At 39.3% G+C, this 23,816-nt stretch carries 16 protein-coding genes and 4 tRNA genes; all 20 read right to left on the bottom strand.

Annotated elements, in window-relative coordinates:
* Positions 1-56: 56 nt before the first annotated feature.
* Positions 57-1,037 carry a hypothetical protein gene (locus HN459_08845; protein MBT3479550.1) on the bottom strand — a complete coding sequence of 327 codons (981 nt, stop codon included), beginning with the start codon at positions 1,035-1,037 and terminating at the stop codon, positions 57-59.
* Positions 1,038-1,068: 31 nt separating this feature from the next.
* Positions 1,069-1,155: transfer RNA gene (locus HN459_08840), tRNA-Ser, on the bottom strand.
* Positions 1,156-1,174: 19 nt separating this feature from the next.
* A complete protein-coding gene (locus tag HN459_08835; GenBank protein ID MBT3479549.1) occupies positions 1,175-1,609 on the bottom strand; it encodes a nucleoside deaminase in 435 nt (144 codons plus the stop codon).
* A gap of 30 nt (positions 1,610-1,639) precedes the next feature.
* On the bottom strand, positions 1,640-2,296 hold the full coding sequence (locus HN459_08830; protein ID MBT3479548.1) for a hypothetical protein: 657 nt from the start codon (positions 2,294-2,296) through the stop codon (positions 1,640-1,642).
* Complete coding sequence (locus HN459_08825) at positions 2,293-10,626, bottom strand: T9SS type A sorting domain-containing protein (GenBank protein MBT3479547.1); 8,334 nt, start codon at positions 10,624-10,626, stop codon at positions 2,293-2,295. The genes HN459_08830 and HN459_08825 overlap by 4 nt, the downstream gene beginning before the upstream one ends.
* Positions 10,627-10,657: 31 nt before the next feature.
* Positions 10,658-11,464: a hypothetical protein gene (locus HN459_08820; GenBank protein ID MBT3479546.1), complete on the bottom strand. Its 807-nt coding sequence runs from the start codon at positions 11,462-11,464 to the stop codon at positions 10,658-10,660.
* 265 nt (positions 11,465-11,729) lie between these two features.
* Positions 11,730-11,803: transfer RNA gene (locus tag HN459_08815), tRNA-Arg, on the bottom strand.
* 47 nt (positions 11,804-11,850) lie between these two features.
* A tRNA-Gln gene (locus HN459_08810) sits at positions 11,851-11,921 on the bottom strand.
* A 91-nt stretch (positions 11,922-12,012) separates the two neighbouring features.
* Positions 12,013-12,591: a hypothetical protein gene (locus HN459_08805; protein MBT3479545.1), complete on the bottom strand. Its 579-nt coding sequence runs from the start codon at positions 12,589-12,591 to the stop codon at positions 12,013-12,015.
* Positions 12,592-12,687: 96 nt separating this feature from the next.
* A complete protein-coding gene (locus tag HN459_08800) occupies positions 12,688-13,056 on the bottom strand; it encodes a hypothetical protein (GenBank protein ID MBT3479544.1) in 369 nt (122 codons plus the stop codon).
* A gap of 49 nt (positions 13,057-13,105) precedes the next feature.
* Positions 13,106-14,812 carry a hypothetical protein gene (locus HN459_08795; GenBank protein ID MBT3479543.1) on the bottom strand — a complete coding sequence of 569 codons (1,707 nt, stop codon included), beginning with the start codon at positions 14,810-14,812 and terminating at the stop codon, positions 13,106-13,108.
* 7 nt (positions 14,813-14,819) lie between these two features.
* Positions 14,820-15,311 carry a TlpA family protein disulfide reductase gene (locus tag HN459_08790; protein MBT3479542.1) on the bottom strand — a complete coding sequence of 164 codons (492 nt, stop codon included), beginning with the start codon at positions 15,309-15,311 and terminating at the stop codon, positions 14,820-14,822.
* A gap of 20 nt (positions 15,312-15,331) precedes the next feature.
* Entirely contained in the window at positions 15,332-16,624 is a 1,293-nt protein-coding gene (locus tag HN459_08785) for a hypothetical protein (protein MBT3479541.1), read from the bottom strand.
* Positions 16,625-16,664: 40 nt separating this feature from the next.
* Positions 16,665-18,347, bottom strand: a complete 1,683-nt coding sequence (locus tag HN459_08780) for a glutamine--tRNA ligase/YqeY domain fusion protein (GenBank protein ID MBT3479540.1) — start codon at positions 18,345-18,347, stop codon at positions 16,665-16,667.
* Positions 18,348-19,757, bottom strand: a complete 1,410-nt coding sequence (locus tag HN459_08775; GenBank protein MBT3479539.1) for a glutamate--tRNA ligase — start codon at positions 19,755-19,757, stop codon at positions 18,348-18,350.
* 206 nt (positions 19,758-19,963) lie between these two features.
* A tRNA-Ser gene (locus HN459_08770) sits at positions 19,964-20,052 on the bottom strand.
* Between the two features lie 69 nt (positions 20,053-20,121).
* Entirely contained in the window at positions 20,122-21,216 is a 1,095-nt protein-coding gene (gene dprA / locus HN459_08765) for a DNA-protecting protein DprA (GenBank protein ID MBT3479538.1), read from the bottom strand.
* Positions 21,206-22,180, bottom strand: a complete 975-nt coding sequence (gene obgE, locus HN459_08760) for a GTPase ObgE (protein MBT3479537.1) — start codon at positions 22,178-22,180, stop codon at positions 21,206-21,208. The genes dprA and obgE overlap by 11 nt, the downstream gene beginning before the upstream one ends.
* A 64-nt stretch (positions 22,181-22,244) precedes the next feature.
* On the bottom strand, positions 22,245-23,477 hold the full coding sequence (gene icd, locus HN459_08755) for an NADP-dependent isocitrate dehydrogenase (protein MBT3479536.1): 1,233 nt from the start codon (positions 23,475-23,477) through the stop codon (positions 22,245-22,247).
* Positions 23,474-23,737 carry a zinc ribbon domain-containing protein gene (locus HN459_08750; protein MBT3479535.1) on the bottom strand — a complete coding sequence of 88 codons (264 nt, stop codon included), beginning with the start codon at positions 23,735-23,737 and terminating at the stop codon, positions 23,474-23,476. Before HN459_08750 ends, icd begins: the two co-directional genes overlap by 4 nt.
* Positions 23,738-23,816 lie beyond the last annotated feature (79 nt).

Here is a 23,816-nt window from a genome sequence, read left to right as displayed (position 1 = left end):
CAACAGGAATCACCAATGACTATATCAGAGGATTTTATATTTTAAATTCGGCCAATTCAGTTATTATTTTCGTCGGAACAGTCAGCACAATCGCACGTGCCATCTCCCATGGGTAATTCTCCTGAATTAGAAACTTTATCAATTGAAAATAGAATTTCTCCTGAAGAACAAAATATTTGGTTACTTTTAACTTCATATTGTTTTGAATGAGAACCATCCAAAGCAAACATTGTAATTTTCCCTAACCCGGCTGAAACATCTGCGAAGCCTTTTTTATTCCCATTCGAATACCACCAATAGGCAAGGCCATCTCGTTTACCATCTATAAAATTCACTTCTTCTTTTTTCTGACCATCCTCATACCACCAAACTAACTTACCCGATAAAGCACCTTTTTTATATCTTGCTTCTGCGAATTTTTTCCCATTTTCCCACCACTGGGATGTCGTGCCTACCTGTTGACCATTGTCCCAAGTTGAATTTTCTTTTTTGGCACCGCTTTTATACCACCATGTAAATTGGCCATTTCGTGTTCCATTTGCAAAATAGCCATCTGAATACATTTGATTATTCTCCCACCAGCGGGTCAAATTCCCTTGTGGATTATTCTGCATCAATTGCACGTATACTTTTGGGGATAAATTAAAATTATAAACATCTAACTCTTGAACAAAGTAACGACCATCTGCCATGAGTGAATCCGGTGAATGTTCAACAGGTGTTCCATCCCATCTTCTATCACCTTCATTATAATTAGCTGAAATAATTTTTCCATCAATAAAATTAAGAATATAAAATTTGTCTTCATTACCTTTTACGTAATAGGTCCAATCACCCGATTTTACTCCATTCTCATAATTGCCAGCCATTCTTTTTGAGCCATCATAAAAATTTAAAAATGCTTCGCCGGAATATGGCTGACTTGTCTTAGGGTCGATTGCGATACCGTCCTCTCCATTTAAATCATCGACAGAAATCGGCGCTGAGCACGAAATAAGTATAAATAAGATTGGGGTAATTTTCAATAAGTGTTTCATTATAATCTTTTTGTTATTATTAATAGCAATGCGGAGAGAGAGGGATTCGAACCCCCGTTACACAAGTGTAAACTGCATTTCGAGTGCAGCGCATTCAGCCAGACTCTGCCATCTCTCCAAAAATTCGCGACGTGAAATTACATAATTCTACGGACTTTGAAAAAGTCCTGAATTATAGAAAGTGATTGTTTTTCCAAAACGCCACCTTTAACAGCCACTTTAGTTTTAAAACGGGGATCGCCACATAATTGATATAAGGAGCCACAACATCCAGCCTCTTCGTCATAACATCCAAATATGACCATCTCTAGTCTTGCATTTACTATGGCACCTGCGCACATAGGACATGGTTCTTTTGTTACATAAAGAGAACATTTGTTAAGACGCCAATCCCCAAGTGTATTTGCCGCCGCCGTTATAGCAATAATTTCAGCATGTGCTGTGGGGTCATTCAATCGTTCTCTTTGATTGTATCCCCGACCTATAATTTTTTCTTCATAAACCACAATAGCACCAACAGGGATTTCTTCAGCCTTATAGGCCTTTTCTGCTTGGACAAGAGCCTGCTTCATCCAGTATTCATGGGCTTGTTTCAAGGGGAGTTATTTTGCCAAGAGATAATCTTGGAGAGTCATGATCTGCTTGGCCATATCTTTTCGACCAACCAATGATGTATCGGTTACAGGTAATTCACTTGAATTTAAGGAATCCAAAATAACAGTGACCTGTAAAATGGTAGAATCAAATTTTCCTACTGAATAATAAGAAGCCGCTAATGTAATTCGGACATCCAGATGGTTGAGCAATGAATCATGGGTAAAAATCCATCCGGCGGTTAATGGTTTTGCTGTAGAATCTAGAAAAGCACGACCGTATTGAATTGCTTTTGTATCTTTACCATTGGCGTGATGGGCAAATGTAAGTCCGGCCAGAATTTCGGATTGAACATCTGTGAGATTCCACTTATCCTGTTTTTTGGATAATCCAGTATTAAAATGGGCAATACTACTATCCAAAACCATCAGTTTAGCATAGGACCAACCCAATCCATTATAACTATCTTTCCAATCTTTATCATTGGCAGCCGCGTCTTGAAACCATGTATTGCTGTTAAGGTAATCTTTAGTTTCGTACAAAACCCATCCGTATTCTGCCATGTCTTCTGCGGTAGCATAATATTTCTTACGACAAGCATCCACGGTGAGCAATCCTATTGCCATGATGAATAAAAGGGTTGGTTTATGGAAACGATTTATCATCGCATTAACATAATCTTTTTAGTTTGACTGCGACCCATATCTGTGAGCAGATGAACAAAATAAACACCAGAAGCAACTGGTACACCATTTTGATCTCTCCCATTCCATTTGACGCGATAACGCCCAATACCTTGTTGCTGGTTCACCAAGGTTTTTACATTTCTTCCCAAAATATCATAAACAGTCATGTTCACTCTTTGGAAAGGACCGTCAATGAATCCCAAATCATACATTATGGTTGTGACTGGGTTGAATGGATTTGGATAATTTTGTTGTAGAGATGTTTGTCCCGGCACAATCAAGGTCTTCGGTCCCATTCGGAAATAACCCATTTTTTGGGTATATGCCAACACACGATTTCCTTGTGTAATTGAAGGTAATTCTATCCACCCACTACCTATTGAACGTTGATATAAGGCCATTTCTTCATCATCTCCGGGCAGGGATATTTCTACAGACTTTTTGAATCGAAAGGCTTCATTCCCCAGTAAATAAGACGCGCGATCATTGAAATAAGGTTCAAAAAGAGTAGAATCCAATATCATGATAGATTGATCAAAATCAACAGCACCAGATCCACCAATCACATTGAATTGACCATCGGCACTTTTTCCGGACCAAGTTCCATACATCTTTGCAAGTGCTAAGCCAAGATTTTGGGTAATTACTGTATCACCAACTAATCCCTTAGCATCAACTTCAAAAGTATACGTTCCTTTTGTTTTGAAATCGTAATGGCCCACATAAGTAAACGCGGCCGCCTTATCCAGTGTCACTGATTTAGACTGAACTTTAAGTGTAAGGTCCTTAGTTTTACCAACCGAGTCTATGAGAAAAATCTCATAGTAATTGGTAAACGCATTGTTTTGGACAACGTACATGCTGATCTCAGGACGCGGTACACGCTGGACTCTGACAATAAATGTATCTATTGCAGATGTATCGCCATCAGCGGCCGTAATTTGAAATTTAATCTGGTTGCTAGTTGTATCGCTTGGATTCCACGGCCCGGAATCTTTTTTAAACCACAAGGCAGATGGTTTAAACTTTACTGTATCCTTCCTAGCATTGCTGGAATAGACATAACCGGTTGCCTTCTTCTCAAATGTTTTGGTTGGTTCAACCGTTACATTAGCATCATAAGACAGAGGGAGGATTGTTAAAGTCAGGGTAGAATCATCCACATCCGTTAAATAGTTGGCAAAATCTATATAGAGTGAATCATTCTCTTTAACAACCGTGTCCCGCAATCCAGCCCAAACGGGTGAGTCATTGATTGGAGTAATTGAGAAGAGAACAGTGTCACGGCCTGAAAGTCCATCTGGATCAGTTACCGTATATTCAACCATCATATCAGATGATGTATAATAATTAGTGTCCAAAGAAGCTGTATCCGTCTGCGTAATCCAAGAAAAGACTGAATCGCTTTTAAGTAGCGAATCAACTTTTAGAGGATCTCGAAATTCAATCACATTCGCGGGATAAATCACAAAAGCATTATTTTTCTGAATAATTGTAGATGCTGGGAATTCATCAACCAATTTGGCAATGAATGCCTTTTTAAATTCAGCACTAACATCCGAAAGAAAACCGGTCTTCGCAATTGGAAAGCCACCTTTTCCAGGAAGTGTCGAAGCAATCTTAAAGGTGTAATTTAAAGATGCTGTTGTATTGTCCTCATCGGTCACAAATTGTGTTAAATTGACAGAATCGCTATTCGCACCCTCTAAGAATTCTAATTTAGACAATGAAGATAAATCGATCAGTGGTGCATCATTGACCGCTTTTACGAGCATTTCTACATCAACTGTGTCTTTTAATCCCCATTTATCCGTTATAAAAACGCGATGGATATACGTCGCAGTATCCCACTTCGTTGGCGTGAAAGTCATTTTACCAGAAGTAGAAACAGCCGCCGTGATGGTGTCAATTTTACTCCCCACTGTTATCCACGGCGTTTGAGTTGTATCAGAAAAATAAGATTCCATAGAATAAATAAATTCATCCGATCGTATCGTTAGCAAATCTTTATCATTCACCGTCAGCAATTGCTCCCAAAGTACATCTTCATTTGCCGTGGCTCTCGGTATTGAATCTGTATCGGGTCGAGCATTATAACGGAGCACAAAGTCCGATTTTGACGAATCATTGGCAGTTGATGAAATATTCCCAGCCACATCAATGCCCCTTACGCGAACCAAATAATTGCGATTATGAGTTAAGGCAAATGTATCTATAAATACAGAATCCATTTTGGATGTTTGTTCTCGAAAATCTCTGAATAATGTATAATTTGCATTGGTGTTATCTGCACTTTGATAAAGGGCATATTCATATCGATCTAATCCTGAAGGAATTTTTGTAGCACTTCCTGGATCCGTCCATTCTTTTACTGCAAAACTAATGGTATCATTAGTCCATGTTGTATCTTGATTGACTCGCAAACGATTCGTAGTGGTACCAATAGTATATAACGTATCAGTTGCGAAGATTCCAATTGTTGGTGCTATAGTGTCCAAAACAAAATAGGATTCGCTTAGAGTTCCGGTTGTTAGGTTCAGCGCTTTATCATAAATCAATGCGCGAACATCAATGGTGTCTCCTTGAACCAATCCACTTCCAGTAAGTGCAGCCGTAATATCATCTTTTTTTCTGAAAAATGGTTTTAATGTCCCCAAACCTTCAGTTGAATCCTGCGGAAAGAATGGATTGGATCCATAATTTGAATTAATACTTGCCCAATTCCCAACCATTTTATTTCGAACGGTAGCTTGTATATCCACATACCCACCACCGACTAAGGAATTATCGGTTGCATCAATATTTACCAATACTTTTACGCTGTCTGTCGTCCTATTAATAAACCATCCAGTTTTAGCTTCTACTACCATAGATACATTTGTATCACCATGGACAGTAGCAACTCCTGTTGTGAAAGCTACTGGTGGTGTATTGTCTACTGTAAATTTTTGCGTATCTGTAAAAGCAATGGCGAGATTCCCTGCAATGTCATAGGCCGTAAAAGATACTTTCGCAGCTCCGTCATTTTTAGTTGCTGTTGGTAGGTCAAACTTCCAAATCCAAGTTGAATCATCATCTGCTTTACTTGTTTTAGCCAGTGCAGCAAATGAGTCGGTTGAGTTATTCCCATAGGTCACATCCAATGTTGGTTCAGGAGTCGTACCGGCAGGTTCGCTCATTTTGGCGATGAAATCGACTTCATCGTTTCCTTTACCAAAATTCACCGAGTCTGTCTTGAATTTATTGGCATAGGTATTATAAACCGTTTGAATTGTTCTGTTATAATAACTGGCTGAAATTGTTGGAACGGTTGCATCTATAATTACATTGGTAAGGTTATCACTTTGAGATGTATTCCCTGCTGTATCTTCGCTTGTTGCATACATGGTATAAGTACCATCATCCATATTAATTAATGGCGCAATTGTTAATGTGGTAACTCCCACATCCACTGTGTCAAAAGCAGCAAGCGTTGTTACTGGCGCTGGTGTCACATGATATAAATTAATAAATGACCCTATTTCTATATTAGTAATATCAAAATTGGGTTTTGGCTCTTTAGTAATGTTATCTGTGTTACTTTGCCCATAATCCGTCGCTACCGTCATATCTGGTGCTGTTGGTTTAGAAGGCGCTACATTGTCAACGACAAAAGGTAACACTGCACTGGTATCCTGCACGTTTCCGGCAGAATCTATGGCAATAACACCGGCAGTATGGTACCCACTCGCTAAGGCGATACTAACTTTAAAAGTATCGGTTGTTACTTGAGACATAATAGAATCTCGCCCAACGGCGCCCCCCCCATCAATCACCAATCGGAGCGAATCAATTGTAGCAGAAAGACCTGTAAATATAAACTGCGGTTGGGTTGTTTTGGTAATATTGTCATTATCTTTAAATCCAGTATCAGAGAGGCCCATCATATCCGGTTTATTAGGCACATCTGGCGGAATTACATCAATTCTTACAAAAGTTTTTGTTGCATCAAGTCCCCAGTTTCCTGCTACATCCTTAGCGAGAGCCGATACCAGGTAAGTCCCGTTTGCATGGGTGGCAGGGGTTAATTCTTTAGTATTTGAAGTGGAAACATCTCTAACTACAATTGAACCATCCGTTGCTAAAGTGGCCACATCTACAGCAATTTTTAGGAAAACAGAATCAGTATTGGTTAAGTTGGTTAAGGTAAATGTGGGCGTGTCGTCTTTGGTTAGGTTATCCCAGTCGGCAATGCCCGTATCTGAAGAATTTTTTAATTCAATAATCGGTGTGTCTGGATCTGTTTGATCTACAACCAATGTTGTAGCAGATATGGTTCCCGTAGTGGTGTTTCCTGCCGCATCCATAATGATAGCCCGAAATCCGATTTCGTCACCGTCGCTAAAGTTAGTTAATTCTTCTAATTCACGATCGGCTGCAAATAAAGGATTTCCATTTATGGATACAGTTTTTGTTGTATTCACATCTCCAGCTGCAATCGTTGTCCAATCTTTATAATAATCATCATGATCTGACGGTACATAAGCAGCCGCATTATACAACGACCCACTACCGATATACTCATAAGCGCCTTCGGCTTCGCCTTCAACCATTATGCGACCATTTTCAAGGGTACCATCATTAGCAACAGGAATGCCAACATTTACTAAATTATTATCTTCATTCCAATATCCCGGCACAACTTCACCGGATACTGTTAAAATACTCCCCACAGTAAAAGCGGCAGGATCTGTTTCATCCACCGTTAAGGTCGTTGCGCTAGCTGCGTGGGTTGTGCTGTTGCCTGCTTTATCAGAAACAATAGCTTTGAAATTTATCACATCAGGGTTTGGGTATTGGTCGGTATATCCAGCCAATCCTTCAATATTTGCAGCACTCAATGTAATTGTTTTAAATCCTGCTGTTACATCACCTGCTGAAATTGTACCGGATGCTCCAACATTTGCATAATTGCCATCCGCTTCCCCAGAAATTTGGACAGTTCCTCCTTCTAAACTCACATCAGTTGAAGCTAAGAGAATTTTCACAGTTGCACTTGTGTTATCTTCATTCCAAAAACCGGGCATTAATGTTCCACCGACTGTCAATACTGCATCCACTGTACCCGCTGCCGGCGCTACACCATCGATCCAAATATCCTTTTTCTGTTTTAAGGCATTGTTATCAGCAATTCCAGGCAATATTAGTGTTGCATTATTTCCCGCTGCATCCCTTATAGTGCCGCCATTTACTGACAATGAAGTAGTATTAATATAGTTTAAGTCAGCACTGTATTCATTTGCTGCAACCGTGTAGCCAAAGATTATGTCAACTGAAGCTGTTCCCGAAGCATATGGCGCTGTTGATGATGCATTTCCCGGAGCCTCGTCGGTATCAAGACCTATAAAAGGAATACCACCCCCAGTCGCAACATTCACAATTTCATCGAATTTCACTTTTAGATTGACGACGTCGCCAACTTTAAACGGATTGGAATCATCATCATCCGAAGAAACGAAAGATACTGTTGGCGGTGTTTGATCAACGGTGAGTGTTGTACCGCTGGCGGTTCCCGTGGTAATGTTCCCCGCCACATCATTTATTTTACTATTGAGCGTAACAACATCGCCATCAACCAAAGCAACATTAATAGCCTCAAACAAGGCTGCGGTGATAGTAACAGTAATGTTTCCCCCAAGATCGCCATTTGCTATTGCCACAGAAGCGCCAATATCCTCGTAGGCTGTAGTAGCAATTTTTGCAATAATCTGAACGTCCCCATCTTCTAAGGTTGCTTCATTTGCGATAGGCACCACTATTGTAAGTCCAGTATTGTGAGAATTCCATTTTCCGGCAGTAACTGTTTCAGTCAAAGTAGTAACTGCCCCTGTTGTAAAAGCAGCAGGATCGTTTTGATCAACTATTAAAGTGGTTGCGGATGCGGCGCCTACAGTTTGATTTCCCGTTCCCGCTGCGCCATCGGCAAAATCTTCAATCATGCCCACAAATGATATAACAGCACCAAGCGTAAAACCGGTAATACCATCCAAATCGCTTTCAGCCACAGTAATTGTTTTATTCGTATTTAAATCGGCAGATTGAATGGTATAAGCCGAAGAAACACTGGCATAGTTATTGGCGCCAATTTTTGCCTGAATGTAGAGCTTTCCATTCTCAAGTGATGCGTCGTTAGCTATTGGGACAGTTACATCAACGCCTGTATTGTCTTCATTTAAATATCCAGCCACGATAGGAGCACCCACAGTTATGACTGTTCCCGTGGTAAATGCCGCTGGTGAAACACCATCAATTTTTACAGCTTGAGCGGCGGCAAATGTGCCTAAAGCCGGCAAAGCTAAATCGGCATCATTACCGGCTGCATCTCTAATAAAGGTGCCGGCTGTTAATGCCGTTGTACTTTCATAATCCAGATCAGCGGAGTAATGAGTGGCCCCTACAGTATATGCGAAAGTTACCGCACCACCCGTAAGCCCTGATTTATCCACGGCTGCATCGGCAGTTCCCGGTGTATTATCTGTATTTAATGTAAGTTGCGGCGTACCGCTTATTAAGACATTCTCAGTAAAATTAACAACCACATCAACTGATTCTGCCAATTTATAGTCGCCATCCGAACTAGTAACTGTATTTACCGTAGGCGCTACTGTATCCACTGTTAAAGTAGTTGCACTTGCAGTCGCGGTTGTTGCATTCCCAGATTTATCCGTAATAATGGCTTTCCACCCCAATACATCAGCCTGGGTGTATCCATTCAATTCTGTCACATCAGTATTTCCGGAACCAGCCCCCGATGCAGTCATAGTGATATTTGTATTCAAATCACCTACTAAAATTGTATACGATCCACCAATATCTTCATAATTACCATCAGCTTCTGATCTGAGTTGAACGGTGCCATCGGTCAAACTATTATCATTGGCAACAGGGACAGTTACACTTACACCCGTGTTTGATCCATTCCAATAATCAGCAGTAACATTGCCCCCAGTCGTTACAACTGCACCGACCGAAAAAGCCGCAGGATCGTCACCATCCACACCGAAAGACCCGCCTGTAGCAGCTTGGCTCAAAGATGCATTTGTCCCTTGAGCACCCCACGCCGGTGGCGCTGGCAATGTTAGTGTTGCCGCATTACCTGCTAAATCTTTAATCGTTGTACCTGCAGATAAAGAAGTTGTTGTTTCGTAATCTAGGTAAACAGAATAGGCACCATCGGGGACAGTCCAATCAAAATAGGCTTTATCGGTATCGTTGGCAAAAGTTGCCGCATTGACTGTAGTTGTGGCGCCATCATTGGATTGAAGTGTTATTTGTGGTGCGCCAACAAAATTGATATTCTCAGAAAATTCTACATAAAAATCTGCAACTGCTCCTTCTGCGAGCATATCTCCATTAGCTTCTTCACTAACCACACTGGTTACTGTTGGTGCAGTAATATCGTAAAGAACATTTGATCGTGTGTAAGTTTTATTATTACCTGCCGCATCATTCAGGGTAAAAGAAATATTATACACTGTACCGTCAACCAATCCTGGGTCAGTTGTCATATTTAATACACCAGCAGTTGCACCATCTAATGCATCTGAATCTGAAACAGTTCCACCGCCACCAGAGACAGCAGTCCATGTGATTCCACCCGTTGATATGCTTTCAGCCCCAACAGTTATTGCAAGGCTAGGCGTTTTAACATAATCCGGATTATTCCAAATTTGTTCATTAACCGTATGCTCTAGAATAGAAGTAAGGGTTGGATCTGTTGTATCGACAGCAAAAAAATGTCGAGCCCCGTCAGATTGGGAAGCATCGGTACCTGCTGTGGGGGCATCTTTCGGACATGCCCATTTAGCAGTATTACCATCAAACTTTATGGCAATATATAACTTTTCTCCTGAATTCCAAGCGCCACCAACCCTGGTTAAAATATTTGCTGCAGGGATAAAAATTGTATGAGATGTTTGTGAAAAATTGCCAACAGGATCATAACTCGTACCCGTACCCATGCTATTTCCATCAAAAGTACCATTTGTTAATTCTAACTCAGTTCCGTCAAAATTCGCCTCTGTACAACCACCAACAGTAGTTGCGGAAAGTTCAGCGTAAAGTTTAAAAGAAGTGTAATCTGCATCGGGCGTAAATACCAAGGTCAACCCGGTAGCATTCTCATTAAAATAGCCCGACACTAAATCAGCTGACACTCCTGATGTGTACAATCGAAAGGCAGTTAATGTTAATTCTGTTCCACCCCTTAATAATGAAAACAAGAGTATAAGTATAGAAAAATATCTATTTAATTTTGTTATGTAAATCATCTTTGAAAAACTAAATTATTTAAATTATAAATTATAAAGAAACCCCAAGCACTAGGATACCATCCATCCAACTCACGGTGCCGAGATTATTTTTTTTATCATCCGTAACACCAAAGGCAGTTGTGGAACGAACACCAATGCGAATATCAAGTGAATTGCCTACGGCAAAGCCATAGGAGTTTTCAGCAATTATGCCAAAACCTTTACCCACCATACCACCACCAAGCCTCACTTGCCCCGGCCCGGCAGGGAAAGAAAGTATGCCCGTAATGTGTACGCCGGAATAGGATCCGCCAATAGGTTTATAATTGGTGAATTTGAATGTTCCCACCTCTGCCCCAAGTCGGAACCTTAGGGGCCCCATTTGAAGTAGCATTGGGAATTCAAAAGCGGCGCGAAAATCCATCCCGGAATTATAAGTTCTTAATTGATGATTTACAAAAGCAGGAGATGCGCCAACAATATTCAAGGTGTAGCCAAGGCGACTGGCGGCTACTTGGGTAGATTCTTCCGGTTCATCGGCAAATTCATCGGCAAAACTGTCATCGCCCTCGTCATCAGAAAATTCATCATCCTCCGAAAATCCATCATCGCCTTCATCGTCGAATTCAAATCCCTCTAAATCATCATCACCTTCATCATCTTCTGAAAAGTCAAATTCTTCATCAAGCCCAGCGTCATCCTCTTCTTCATCTCCCCAGAAGATTTCCTCAATACCGGCGTCATCTTCTTCATCTTGGGCAGAAAGAATTGAAAAGGGTGTGAATATCACAAATAACCCTAGAATCAAATAAATAGGGAGAGTTTTACGAAATCCTTGTTTCATGTCTAAATCCATGTTTTATAGTTAGCTCTTTCGGGGCGCAGTTCAGACTACGCTCTCTTATGAATAAAATACTCACATTGTCCGTCGTTAATTTAAAGTTTCACCGTTGTAATGAGCAAGAATATATATAGATAAGAATTGATATCATGTGACCCAAATCAAATGCCACGAATTTGCAATATATGGAATGAGGGATCACTTGCCTTTCTATCCACTAAGCAAGAATCATTTAATCAATTTTATAAAAAAAATAAAGCCCCCGTTAGGAGGCTTTGTGTACGCCCGGGAGGATTCGAACCCCCAACCTTCTGGTCCGTAGCCAGACACTCTATCCAGTTGAGCTACGGGCGCATTCGAAAAATTATTAATTAAAAATTACATAATTCTTAATTATATCGCTGGGGTGCAGGGAATCGAACCCCGACCCTCAGGACCAGAACCTGATGTCCTACCGTTAGACAACACCCCAATAAATCCTGCAAGTTACCCCCGTATGCTGCCAAATAAGGTCGAGAATTTAATCAGTCTAATTAAGCACCCAAATGAAATAAACTGGAATTTTATTTAAAATTGAATTCGTTAACCTGAAGAATTTCTTTACTGCTATAATCCTGAATCCAAGCCACTGCTTTTAATCCGGACATATTGTAAGAAAAATCGGGATGATTCAGCCACTCATTCCGCATGGTCCAACTAAAAGATTCTTTTGTTACTACGCCACTAATCAGTTTAATGTTTTTGCCAGTGTCACCTGTTAACAATTCAATAACCGCATTGTGATGCTCTTTCAATCCATTGGCAGATCCATCGTATTTTACCGTATCCATAACAGCAGCGACGAAGAGCCTCAAATCTCTTGAATCAGTGGTAGACTTAATTGCATCGAGGTAAACATCAAAAGAAATATCATTACCTGATTGAGTCCCAGCAATTGTAACTCCATAAAAACCAACATCATCCAAATAATCTTTTGGATCATTTTTCCAGTTTGTGGTATTTGAGCCGGAATCTTTCCCATTGGTAAACATGTGGGGTGTATAATTATTACCGTAATAATTATTTCGAGTGCGGTTCATATTGGTATTAGCTAAATACATAGGATCATTTCCTTGCCCTGGCCACCAAACATGATAATTCATCTGAACCCACATTGAGTCTAAATTCTTACCAATATAGTTGACCGTGCCTGGTTTTAAAACTCCATTTAGTATCCGCTCCGCGGATGCGCATGGTCCTCAGGTGCTAGAAGTAAATAGTTCACTCAACATTCGACGGCGATTTATGCTTACCAAAATTTCAGCCATGCCTTGAACATTGTCAATGGTGGCATAAATAACGGACTCTCCCTGACCTACTGCTGTCACCAACCCTTCTTTTGTAATCGTTGCAACTTGATCATTTGTCGTTGACCATATTACGGGTACATCCATGGAGGCATTGGATTTATCTATTACCAAGGCACTGAATTGTATAGTCTGTCCCAGACGAAGGATATTACTCAACGGCGAAACAACAATGGATCCTATTTCCTGTTTAGGCTCAGCTTTATCCTCGCATGACCAAAATGCGAAAGTGATTAAAATAAATAGTAAATTTTTCTTCAAGAATACCCCAAAGGTTGATTGTTTAGGTAAAAATAACTCACAAATTTACCTAAAAGGATGAAATTATTCCAAGATTATAGCCGTTTTCAAATGGCTGAATATAACGGCATACCCCATTGCTGCAAAATACACCACCACGCTGTGACCCATAAGAAATAGACAAACGGGTTTTATCATTTACATTAAACACCATTTCAAAATTGGCCCAAGTCAAGGATGTATCCCAAAGTTTGTCTAATGCTTTTTCGAATGCATTATTTTTTCGATTATTTTCCAGCACCACCCTTTCATCTGTATTTGAATAATCCACGCTAAGTGTGGCTGACCAACGAGGCGATTTTGCAACACCGAGACTGATGAAACGATTAATCTGTTTATCATTTAAATATAATGAAGTGAATAAATCTTGTGTCAATTGGGGGTAATTAGAAAATAGATTTACTCCTTTTTTCTTTTCCTGGTATTCGAATAATAAATCAATACTATACGTATTATTAAATCTATAGGTAAAATGGGTCGGAATCGTTTTTGCCTCTAAAAATTCGTAACTATATGATTGATAACTGTCAGAAGGGCGATTTAGATAAATATCAACAACATCCTCAGTGTTGGCATAACCGACTACAAAATACAGTTTTTTTCCAAATGCATAGCCATTAATTTCAGCAAAATATTCTTTGAATGGATTTAAAAGCGGGTCAGAAGATGGAAATCCTTTCGTACCACCACTTTTTTTCCATTCCCAATTTTCATCCATTATCCACTCATTATGTCGAGAGGATTGAGAATATTGAAGGGACAATAATGTTCCTCCAAATATAGGTCCCTCTGCGCTTATGTGAAATCCCAATTCATCATTATAATCAATTATATGGGTAATCGTCCCCAAGAGACTTGTATTGTGTTCCCTGAATACGGTTGGCATTTGCTGAAATGTTAATGCACCACCCGTATTATTTACAAAATCCCACCGGTCATAAGGTGATAATTCTGCAAAATGATAATTCTTGTAGGCGAACCCCATTGACCAAGCGCTTAAATAAATATTTCCATCAGCATAAATACCAAAGCCATTTTTGTCTTTTTGGGCGAATTCAAAATTAATGTCAGACGATTGACCGTAATAATTAAAGTTTATACTGTATAATTGATGAGCAATTATATCATCTTTTTTGAAGCTTGGGTTTGGATGATTCTCATTCACTTTCAAAAAATGAAAACCGATAGATGTTTTATCAAAATTGATTCCAGCGCGACTGCCATATATATTATTATCAATCCTGTAATTGGGGACGCGATCATCAAAACCAATCACCTGGTTAGAATTCCGCCAAATGGTCTGTGAACCAATCAATAAATCATAATAATAGTTATCATTTGACCAACTCACAAGGCCACCTCTAATTCCTGTGTCAAGATTAATCGCTTGATCATCAACCATATTTAGAACCAAACCTTTGCCCCAATATTCATAAATATCCCCCAACTTAAAGGTGTATGAATTTATTGAATATTCCGCGCGAAACTTTCGAAGTGCCTTCATATCCCGGCCCAATTGAGGCGGATCGGATAATTCAAACTGAAGCCAGCCTGTCCAGTTATTCCAATAACCATTTAAATCAATACTATTTTCAGAAAAATTAAAATTATTCTGACTTTTTCCATAGCCAATAGAGGCATTGCCAGAAATGGAAAATTGACTAAACGCGGTACAAACAATAATAATGGCCGATATTAATCGACGTAAGAAATTCATAACAGAATCAGGAATCTATCTTGAGTGCAGACCTTATTTCTTTTTCCAATTGAGTCTCATCTCCCGGAAGATAACCATAATGCTGCCAGAGGATTTGGCCTTCTTTACTAATCAGGATATTAGTAGGCATAAGGTTGCCGTTCAGCTTTTTAAATATTTGACTATTTGGATCCTGGAAAACTTCAAAGGTGTATTTTTTTGATCGAATATAACTACGTACTTGGGAAAGGCTTTTTTGACTATCGGTACTCACGGCTAAAATAGAGAATCCATTCTTTGTGTACTTCTTTTCAAATTGATCTAAATAAACCATTTCCTTTTTACAAGGCGCACACCATGTAGCCCAAAAATTAATTAGTACAGGTCCACTTTTAAGATAATCCTGTAGCATAACTGATTTACCATTCAGCTTTTTCAATTTAATATTGGGGACTTTACTTTGCCCTAGAATGATGGGCACAGCTAATGCCATAATGCAAATTAAAATTCTATTTTTCATATTATTACTTTTTATTAAAATTAGAGCAATTTGCTCAAGAACGACTGCAATTCATCTTCTGGTATGAATTTCAGACTGATACGGCTGATATTGTTGGCAGTATTTACGTCCATTGTAAAATTATACGAGACAGGAATGTCAACCGTTTCGAGTGCCACTTGCATAGACCATCCACCAACAGTGAAATCAATCAATGGGGAAAAGAAATGGAATGGTTTATATAAGACGTTTCGGCTGCCCAGTCCATGAATATTTTGATCCGGCGAATCGACTAGAATGACTAGGGGCTTCCCATTTAAATCCTGTAATTGAATAACGGGAATTGAACGATATTTACCGAATTGGATTTTTTCCGAAATCTCCTTGGGAAAATTATATTTATCCCGATTGAAATAAAAAATAGTAAGATTCCCATCTTGCTTCAATCCTGAGTATGGCAGTGATGTAAGCATATCATTTATTATATTACTCTTTAGACTATAATTAACGGACATCTCAATTTGAAATTCTTTTCGGTTCTTTGGATCATAATTGAATTCAGGACGAGTTATTTTTACCTTGTATGGATTATCCATAAGATTTCCCAAAACCTCGACCATCATATTCGTGTTAATATTGTTTTCCGGGCGGGAATCTTTATAATTGTCTTTTCCAATATCAAGAATCCATTCACCTTTTTCTTCCCGCAATTCCTTGGAATCAACCTCTCCGCGGGCACCAATATTTAAGTCCAGTTTCTTTTCCAATTCATCAATGGCCACATCGATGGCTGAACTTACATTAATGGCTTTTTCTCCATAAGTAGGTGGTGTGCGCATCCGCTTGCCTTCCGTAATAGTTGGATACGGACCTTTTTCAGGTTTTGGCAGGAAACGCTCAATCATGACATTTACTGATTCTGACAATGACTGATTGATTTCCTTAATATCGTTATAGTCACCCCGAATCTTTCTACGGTCCACTTCATCCCAGGTAGCAATATCAATCAGTTGGACTGATACGGAAATTTTATCCAATGCGCGTTCAAATTTTCCGAGGATGAGGAAATTCTTTGTACCAGGTCGTTGCTGAAGAAGTAAGGAACGGTTTGTCATAACTTCTTCTAATCCTATTTTATTTTTTAAATAAATTCGATCATGTTGACTTAATTCAGAATTAACCATTTCAGAAAAAGCATCAGATAACCATCCGATAGCCACATCATTTTTTGTATTATCAAATGGAATTACATAAATATGCAAAGATGGGGGCGCCGCATTAATTGCGCCCACTATAAGAAAAAGGGAAAAGATTGATTTAGTTTTAGTCCACATCGGCTGTCAAATTAATTGGAATTAAGGATTTTTCTCAATGCTATTTTTTCTGTCCCAATTGAATCTGTTTTTCAATTTTAGCCCAGGAATCCCGCAATGGGACAGTTCGATTAAATACGGGCATTTGATTTAAATCAGAATCTTTGCAGAAATATCCCAATCGCTCAAACTGAATAGTTTCTCCAACTTTTGCATTACCCAATTCTGGTTCCAATTTACATTTACTCAAAACAGTCAGCGAATCAGGATTAAGTGCATCAATAAAATTATCCATGGATCCTGGCGATGGTACTTTAAACAATCGATCATAAAGACGTACCTCAGAATCAATGGCATGGGTTGCCGAAACCCAGTGAAGCGTTGCTTTCACCTTCCTACCATCAGGAGCATTACCCCCTTTTGTTTCAGGATCGTACGTACAGTGCAATTCCGTAATATTCCCATCTTGATCTATTATTACTTCATTACAGATAATAAAATAAGCATAACGAAGCCTTACTTCACGACCGGGACCTAATCGAAAAAATTTCTTCGGAGGATCTTCCATAAAATCATCCCGCTCAATAAACAACTCGCCACTAAAGGGGACACTCCGTTTACCCGCAGATTCATCTTCCGGATTATTGATCGCATCCAACATTTCGTCTTTGTCTTTAGCATAATTGGTTATCACAACCTTCAACGGATTCAACACTGCCATACGCCGCTCGCATTTTTTATTCAAATCCGTCCGTAGTAGCGCTTCAAGTTTAGTCACTTCCATCACATTATTTCGTTTGGCGATACCTATCTCATCCATAAAATTTCGGATTGTTATTGGCGTGTATCCCCTTCTACGTAATCCGGAGATAGTGGGCATACGAGGATCATCCCAACCAGAAACATGATTCTCATCCACCAATTGTTTTAACAATCTTTTGGACATTATAGTATAACTCAAATTTAGTCGGGCAAATTCAATTTGCTGCGGATGGTAAGCATCTAATGCATCTAAATACCAATCATAAATAGGACGATGATCCTCGAATTCTAATGAGCATAATGAATGGGTGACACCCTCGATTGAATCTTCTAAACCATGAGCCCAATCATACATAGGATATATACACCAATCATTTTTAGTGCGGTGATGATGGGCATGCAAAATTCGATAAATAACAGGATCTCGCATATTCATATTGGGATGTGCCATATCAATTTTTGCGCGCAATGTTTTACTACCGTCGGGAAATTCGCCTTTTTTCATACGGGTAAATAGATCAAGATTTTCTCCAACAGACCTATTACGGTATGGACTTTCTTGTCCACCTTCTGTCAATGAGCCACGGGAATTTCTAATCTCTTCTGGTGTTAGATCGCAAACATAAGCTTTTCCCGATTCAACCAATTGCATAGAATAATCATATAATTTTTGAAAATAATCAGATGCAAAACAAAGTTTATCCCAATTGAAACCGAGCCATTTAACATCCTCTTGAATCGATCGGACATATTCTTCTTCTTCTGCTATAGGATTGGTGTCGTCAAATCTGAGATTACATTCACCGCCGAATTCATTGGCGATACTAAAGTTCAAACAAATAGCTTTGGCATGACCAATATGAAGATAACCGTTTGGCTCCGGTGGAAAGCGAGTATGAACTCGATTTTCAAATTTCCCGGAAACATTATCTTCATCAATAATACGTTGAATAAAGTGGCGGTGTTTGTTTTGTTCTTCCATTTAACTCGGTAATTTTTCTTTTGCAGTTTTTATTCTTCGGATAGTTATATCCTTACCTAACAATTCCAATATTTGAAAGATAGATGGGCCATTTAAGGTACCACAAGTAGCCAATCGGACGGGCATAATTATTTTTCCCAATCCTAATTCTTTAGTTTCTGCGAATGTTTTAAATACCGTTTCAATTTCTTCTTTTCGCCAATTAGGTATTTCTACAAGATAAACTAAAAATTCGTTAATTCGCAGGTTTACGGATTCATCTTTCCAACCTTTTTTAACGCCTTTTTCATCATAGCTTGCCGGATCGTTAAAAAAGTATTCCGATTGTTGCACAAACTCATTGAGCGATTTCGCCCTGACTTTTAACAATTCCAGTATAGAAATTAAAAAGGATATTTCACTCCCCTTACCCCAATCAGGATTAATGCCCCGAATGGATTCCAAAAGAGAATCCGAAGTTTGATTCTTTATATACTGACCGCTAAGCCAATGGAGTTTTTTCTCATCCCACACAGCACCTTTTTTATGCACCAAGGAAAGGTCAAACTTTTCAATAAGCTGAGCCACGGAAAACAGCTCTTCTTCTGTTCCGGGATTCCATCCCAACAATGCCAAATAATTTAATAAAATTTCTGGAAAATAACCGTCATCTCTAAAATTTTGCACACCGGGCGCACCGTGTCTTTTACTCAATCGTTTTTTATCATGGCCTAAAATCATGGGCAAATGGGCAAAAGTTGGAATTTCATAACCAAGCGCTTCATATAATAATATCTGTTTGGGCGTGTTGGCCACATGGTCTTCCCCACGGATGACATGCGTAATGCCCATATCGTAATCATCAATCACTGCGGTGAAATTATATGTTGGAGATCCGTCAGAACGGACGACTATAAAATCATCTAATTCCTTATGATCCACTCGAATTGGACCATAAATCAAATCTTCATAATTGGTTTCACCATCGGGAATTCTCACACGATAAGTAAACCCCACCCCTTGATTCAGTTTTTGCTTCACCTGATCTTCAGTTAGGTTTCTACATGTTTTAGGATATTGATAATGACCTTTATCACGTGCCGACTGCAAATCATCTTTTGAACAAAAACAACGGTAAACCTGCCCTGAGCCGAGGAGTGCTTTTACGTGAATTTTATAATCGTCAAACCGTTTGGATTGATACACTAAGGGACCATCCCAATCTAGTCCTAGCCAAGCAAGAGACTCCAAAATTTGATCTGTGAATTTATCTTGGGAACGAGTGGGATCCGTATCTTCAATCCTAAGATAAAATTTTCCACCATTGTTTCTTGCGAATAACCAATTGAACAGTGCTGTACGTGCGCCGCCAATATGTAGCTCACCGGTGGGGCTGGGTGCGAATCGAACTTTTACTGAAGAATTTGACATAAAAATTGACGAGGAAATTAAGCAATGATAGTAATGTAAATAGAGGGGAAATTCAAGTGTGTGACGACACCAAATATAGGTAAGCGTTTGCTATGTTCTTTACCTATGATAATTTCTAAAAACATTGATTTAAAACTTGTAGAGAAAAATACGCAAAGATCATAATAAAGAAGCCCCGAACTAGTTCAGGGCTTCTTTATTATGAGCGGAGGGGGTGGGATTCGAACCCACGTTAGGATATTTCACCTAAAACACCTTAGCAGGGTGCCGCCTTAAGCCGCTCGGCCACCCCTCCAAATGCAAAATTATTATTTATATTTTGCGTCTAAATTTAATTGATATAATTGATCCTAAACAACGGATTCTATGCACGGGCGAATTGTTTTCCACTAAGCTGAACTACAGCACCCTTCAATTCCAATTTTAACAACAATGTCAATGCTTGGGTTATTTCCAAATCACTGATCAATACAATATCATCAATATGTTTCGGATCATCTTCTAGGAGATCAACCAGTGCATGTTCCTCTTTTGATAAATGAAGTTTCATCTTCTGCTGAACAGGGTTTCTTGGATTAAACAATTGATTTGTAATATGATCCAAAATCTGCTCACTCGATTCAACAGGAATCGCGCCATTCCGAATCAAGCGATTACATCCAACACTCATTTTGTCAATTAATCTACCCGGAACGGCAAACACTTCCCTGTTTTGATCCACAGCATTTAAAGCAGTCAGAATTGCACCACTTCTATTTCCTGCTTCGACTACAATTGTCCCATGAGATAATCCACTAATGATCCTGTTACGTTGGGGGAAATTCCCCGCATCGGGATTGGTTCCAATTGAGAATTCGGATATTACGGATCCATTTTCACAAATCGATTCTGCCAGCTTTTTATTTTCGGATGGATAGACAAAGTCTATACCGTTCCCAAGCACTGCAATTGTTTTACCGCCCGCCTTTACCGCCGTATGATGGGCAAAGCTATCAACACCTCTCGCAAGTCCACTGACTATTGTTAAATCTGATGAAACCAAATCTGATACAATCGAAGTCGTCACTTTTTTACCATAAGGCGTGATATTTCTCGTGCCAACCACACCCACACAATCATCTTCTTTTTTCAATGAATTGCCTTTCACGTAGAGGATAACTGGCGGATCGTAAATTTTCTTTAAAAGGGTCGGATAATCCTTATCCCAGAATGCTACAATTGATGCACCGACCTTATTTGCCCGTTCAAGTTCTTTTTCACCAAAGTCCAAATCGGAATACGAATGAATTGCTCTCGCAATTTTTAGATTAATATTTGGAGCTGCGCATAATTCCTCGGAGGATAAAGAAAATATTTCTGCTTCAATTCCGAAATGTGATATTATTGTTCGTACTCGTTGGGGCCCAAGACCTTTTACTTTTAGCAGATTTAATATCTTGATGAGGCTACTATTTTTCATCAAGATGACCGCTTATTTCTTTGACTAATTTTAATAACCCATCACCAGTTACAGCAGAAATTTCCATAAAAAATTCGGGAATATTATTCCACTTTGTATGGTCAATTTTGTCGAGAGCATCCCCTTTTGTCCTCACAAGAAGTATAGGTTTCATGATTAATGAAGAATTATATGAAATAAGTTCATTCTTTAACGCTTCAAATGATTTGAATGGATCTTCGTCATTACCATCAATCAAAAATAAAAGGACGCGATTTCTTTCAATATGGCGCAGGAATTGATGCCCCAATCCTTTTCCATCTGCCGCTCCTTCGATGAGCCCGGGAATATCCGCCATAAGAAAGGATTTGTACTCACCTGATTTTACAATACCTAAATGGGGCTCAAGTGTCGTGAATGGATAATCGGCAATCTTTGGTCGTGCTTTTGATAACACAGATAATAATGTTGATTTACCGGCATTTGGAAATCCAACCAAACCAACATCTGCCAATATTTTTAACTCAAATTCAAATTTTCCAGATTCACCTTCAATGCCAGGTTGTGCATAGCGGGGCGTTTGTTTCGTAGAAGATTTGAATTTTATATTTCCCTTGCCACCTTTTCCACCTTCACAAATTATAGATTCTTGTCCATTCGCATCAAAATCAGCCACAACTTCATTGGAATCGATATTTCGAATGATTGTTCCCAATGGGACCTTTATAAGTATATCTTCCCCATTCTTACCAGTCTTTAAACCACCGGCACCGGATGTTCCATTTTTCGCTTTGTATAATCTCGAATAACGGATATCCTGCAATGTATGAAGATTTGTGTCCACCTTTGCAATAATATTGCCACCATTGCCTCCATCACCGCCATCGGGGCCGCCTTTGGAAATATATTTTTCCCTGCGGAATGAAACACAACCCCGACCACCATTACCGGCATGGAGTTCTACTTTAGTGTAATCAATAAACATAATTGAAAATAAAAAGGCGCGTAATTACTTACACACCTTTCATTGAAATAAGTTGATTCATAGTTTACATATTCGCGATTATGGCCTCACCGAACCCTGAGCATGAAACTTTCTCAGCACCATCCATGAGTCGGTGAAAATCGTATGTAACCGTTTTGGCATCAATGGCACCTTCGATACCTCCGGTAATTAAATTAGCTGCTTCCTGCCAGCCTATATGTTCTAACATCATAACACCAGATAAAATGACAGAGGATGGATTTACCATATCCTTACCGGCATATTTAGGCGCTGTCCCATGGGTGGCTTCAAAAATCGCATGGCCAGTATTATAATTTATATTGGCACCAGGGGCGATACCAATTCCTCCGACTATAGCAGCCAAGGCATCTGAAATATAGTCGCCATTTAAATTAAGTGTGGCAATTACGTCATACTCACCCGGGCGAAGCAAAATTTGTTGCAAGAAAGCATCGGCAATCACGTCCTTTACAATTAGTTGTTTTCCATTATTATCAATCACCTGCCATGGGCCGCCTTCATAATCTTGGGCGCCATATTCCCGTTTGGCTAACGCATATCCCCATTCCTTGAACTTGCCTTCGGTAAATTTCATTATATTGCCCTTATGGACCAAAGTCACCGTTTCATTACCATTCTCAATAGCATAATCCAAAGCGGCTTTTACGATGCGCTCCGTTCCTTCTTCGGAAACTGGTTTCACCCCTATTGAAGTAGTATCTGGAAAACGAATATTCGTTACACCCATTTCTTCAGTGAGGAATTTCTTTACTTTTTCAACTTCTTCAGAACCGTGCTCCCACTCTATCCCAGCATAAATATCTTCGGTATTTTCCCTAAAAATAATCATGTTTACTAATTCTGGTTTTTTCACAGGTGATGGCACACCTTCAAACCACCTAACAGGACGGACACAAGCATAAAGGTCTAAGATTTGTCTAAGTGCAACATTTAAAGATCGGATTCCACCACCAACCGGAGTTGTCAATGGTCCTTTGATGGCTATCAAATATTCACGAATTGTATTTAACGTTTCATCAGGTAACCATGAACCAGTATTTTTGTTTGCTTTTTCACCAGCCAACACTTCATGCCAAACAAGAGATCTTTCACCCTTATATGCTTTTGCAACTGCCGCATCAAATACCTTTTTAGATGCAGCCCAAATATCAGCCCCAATACCATCACCTTCAATAAAGGGAATAATCGGATAGTTCGGTACATTATAAATTCCATCAACAAATGTTATTTTTTCACCCTGTTTTATTTTACTCATGTTTTCGCGCTTTCTTTTACTGTCTTCTTTTTCGTTTCTTTACTTTTTTTCGTTTCACTCGCTTTTTCGGATGATTTCTTTTTAACATAGTCCGTGAGATAGAACCCACTCCCTTTAAAAATTAATCCAGTACCGCCACTAACTAGACGACGCACTGCTCCCTCACATTCAGGACAATTTTCTAACCGAGCATCGGACATGGCCTGAAAGTATTCAAATGTGTGGTTACACTGTTGACATTTATAGTCGTATGTAGGCATAATTATTGTAAATCTCTAAAAATGAGACGTAGAATTTAAATAAAATAGAGAATGATTGCTTTCGGTAAAGTTGCCGAAA

It is taken from the genome of Candidatus Neomarinimicrobiota bacterium (assembly GCA_018647265.1).
Taxonomy (GTDB): Bacteria; Fidelibacterota; Marinisomatia; order Marinisomatales; family TCS55; genus TCS55.
Note: the sequence above shows the minus strand (reverse complement) of the source record. Positions and strands in the feature narration are given on the sequence as shown.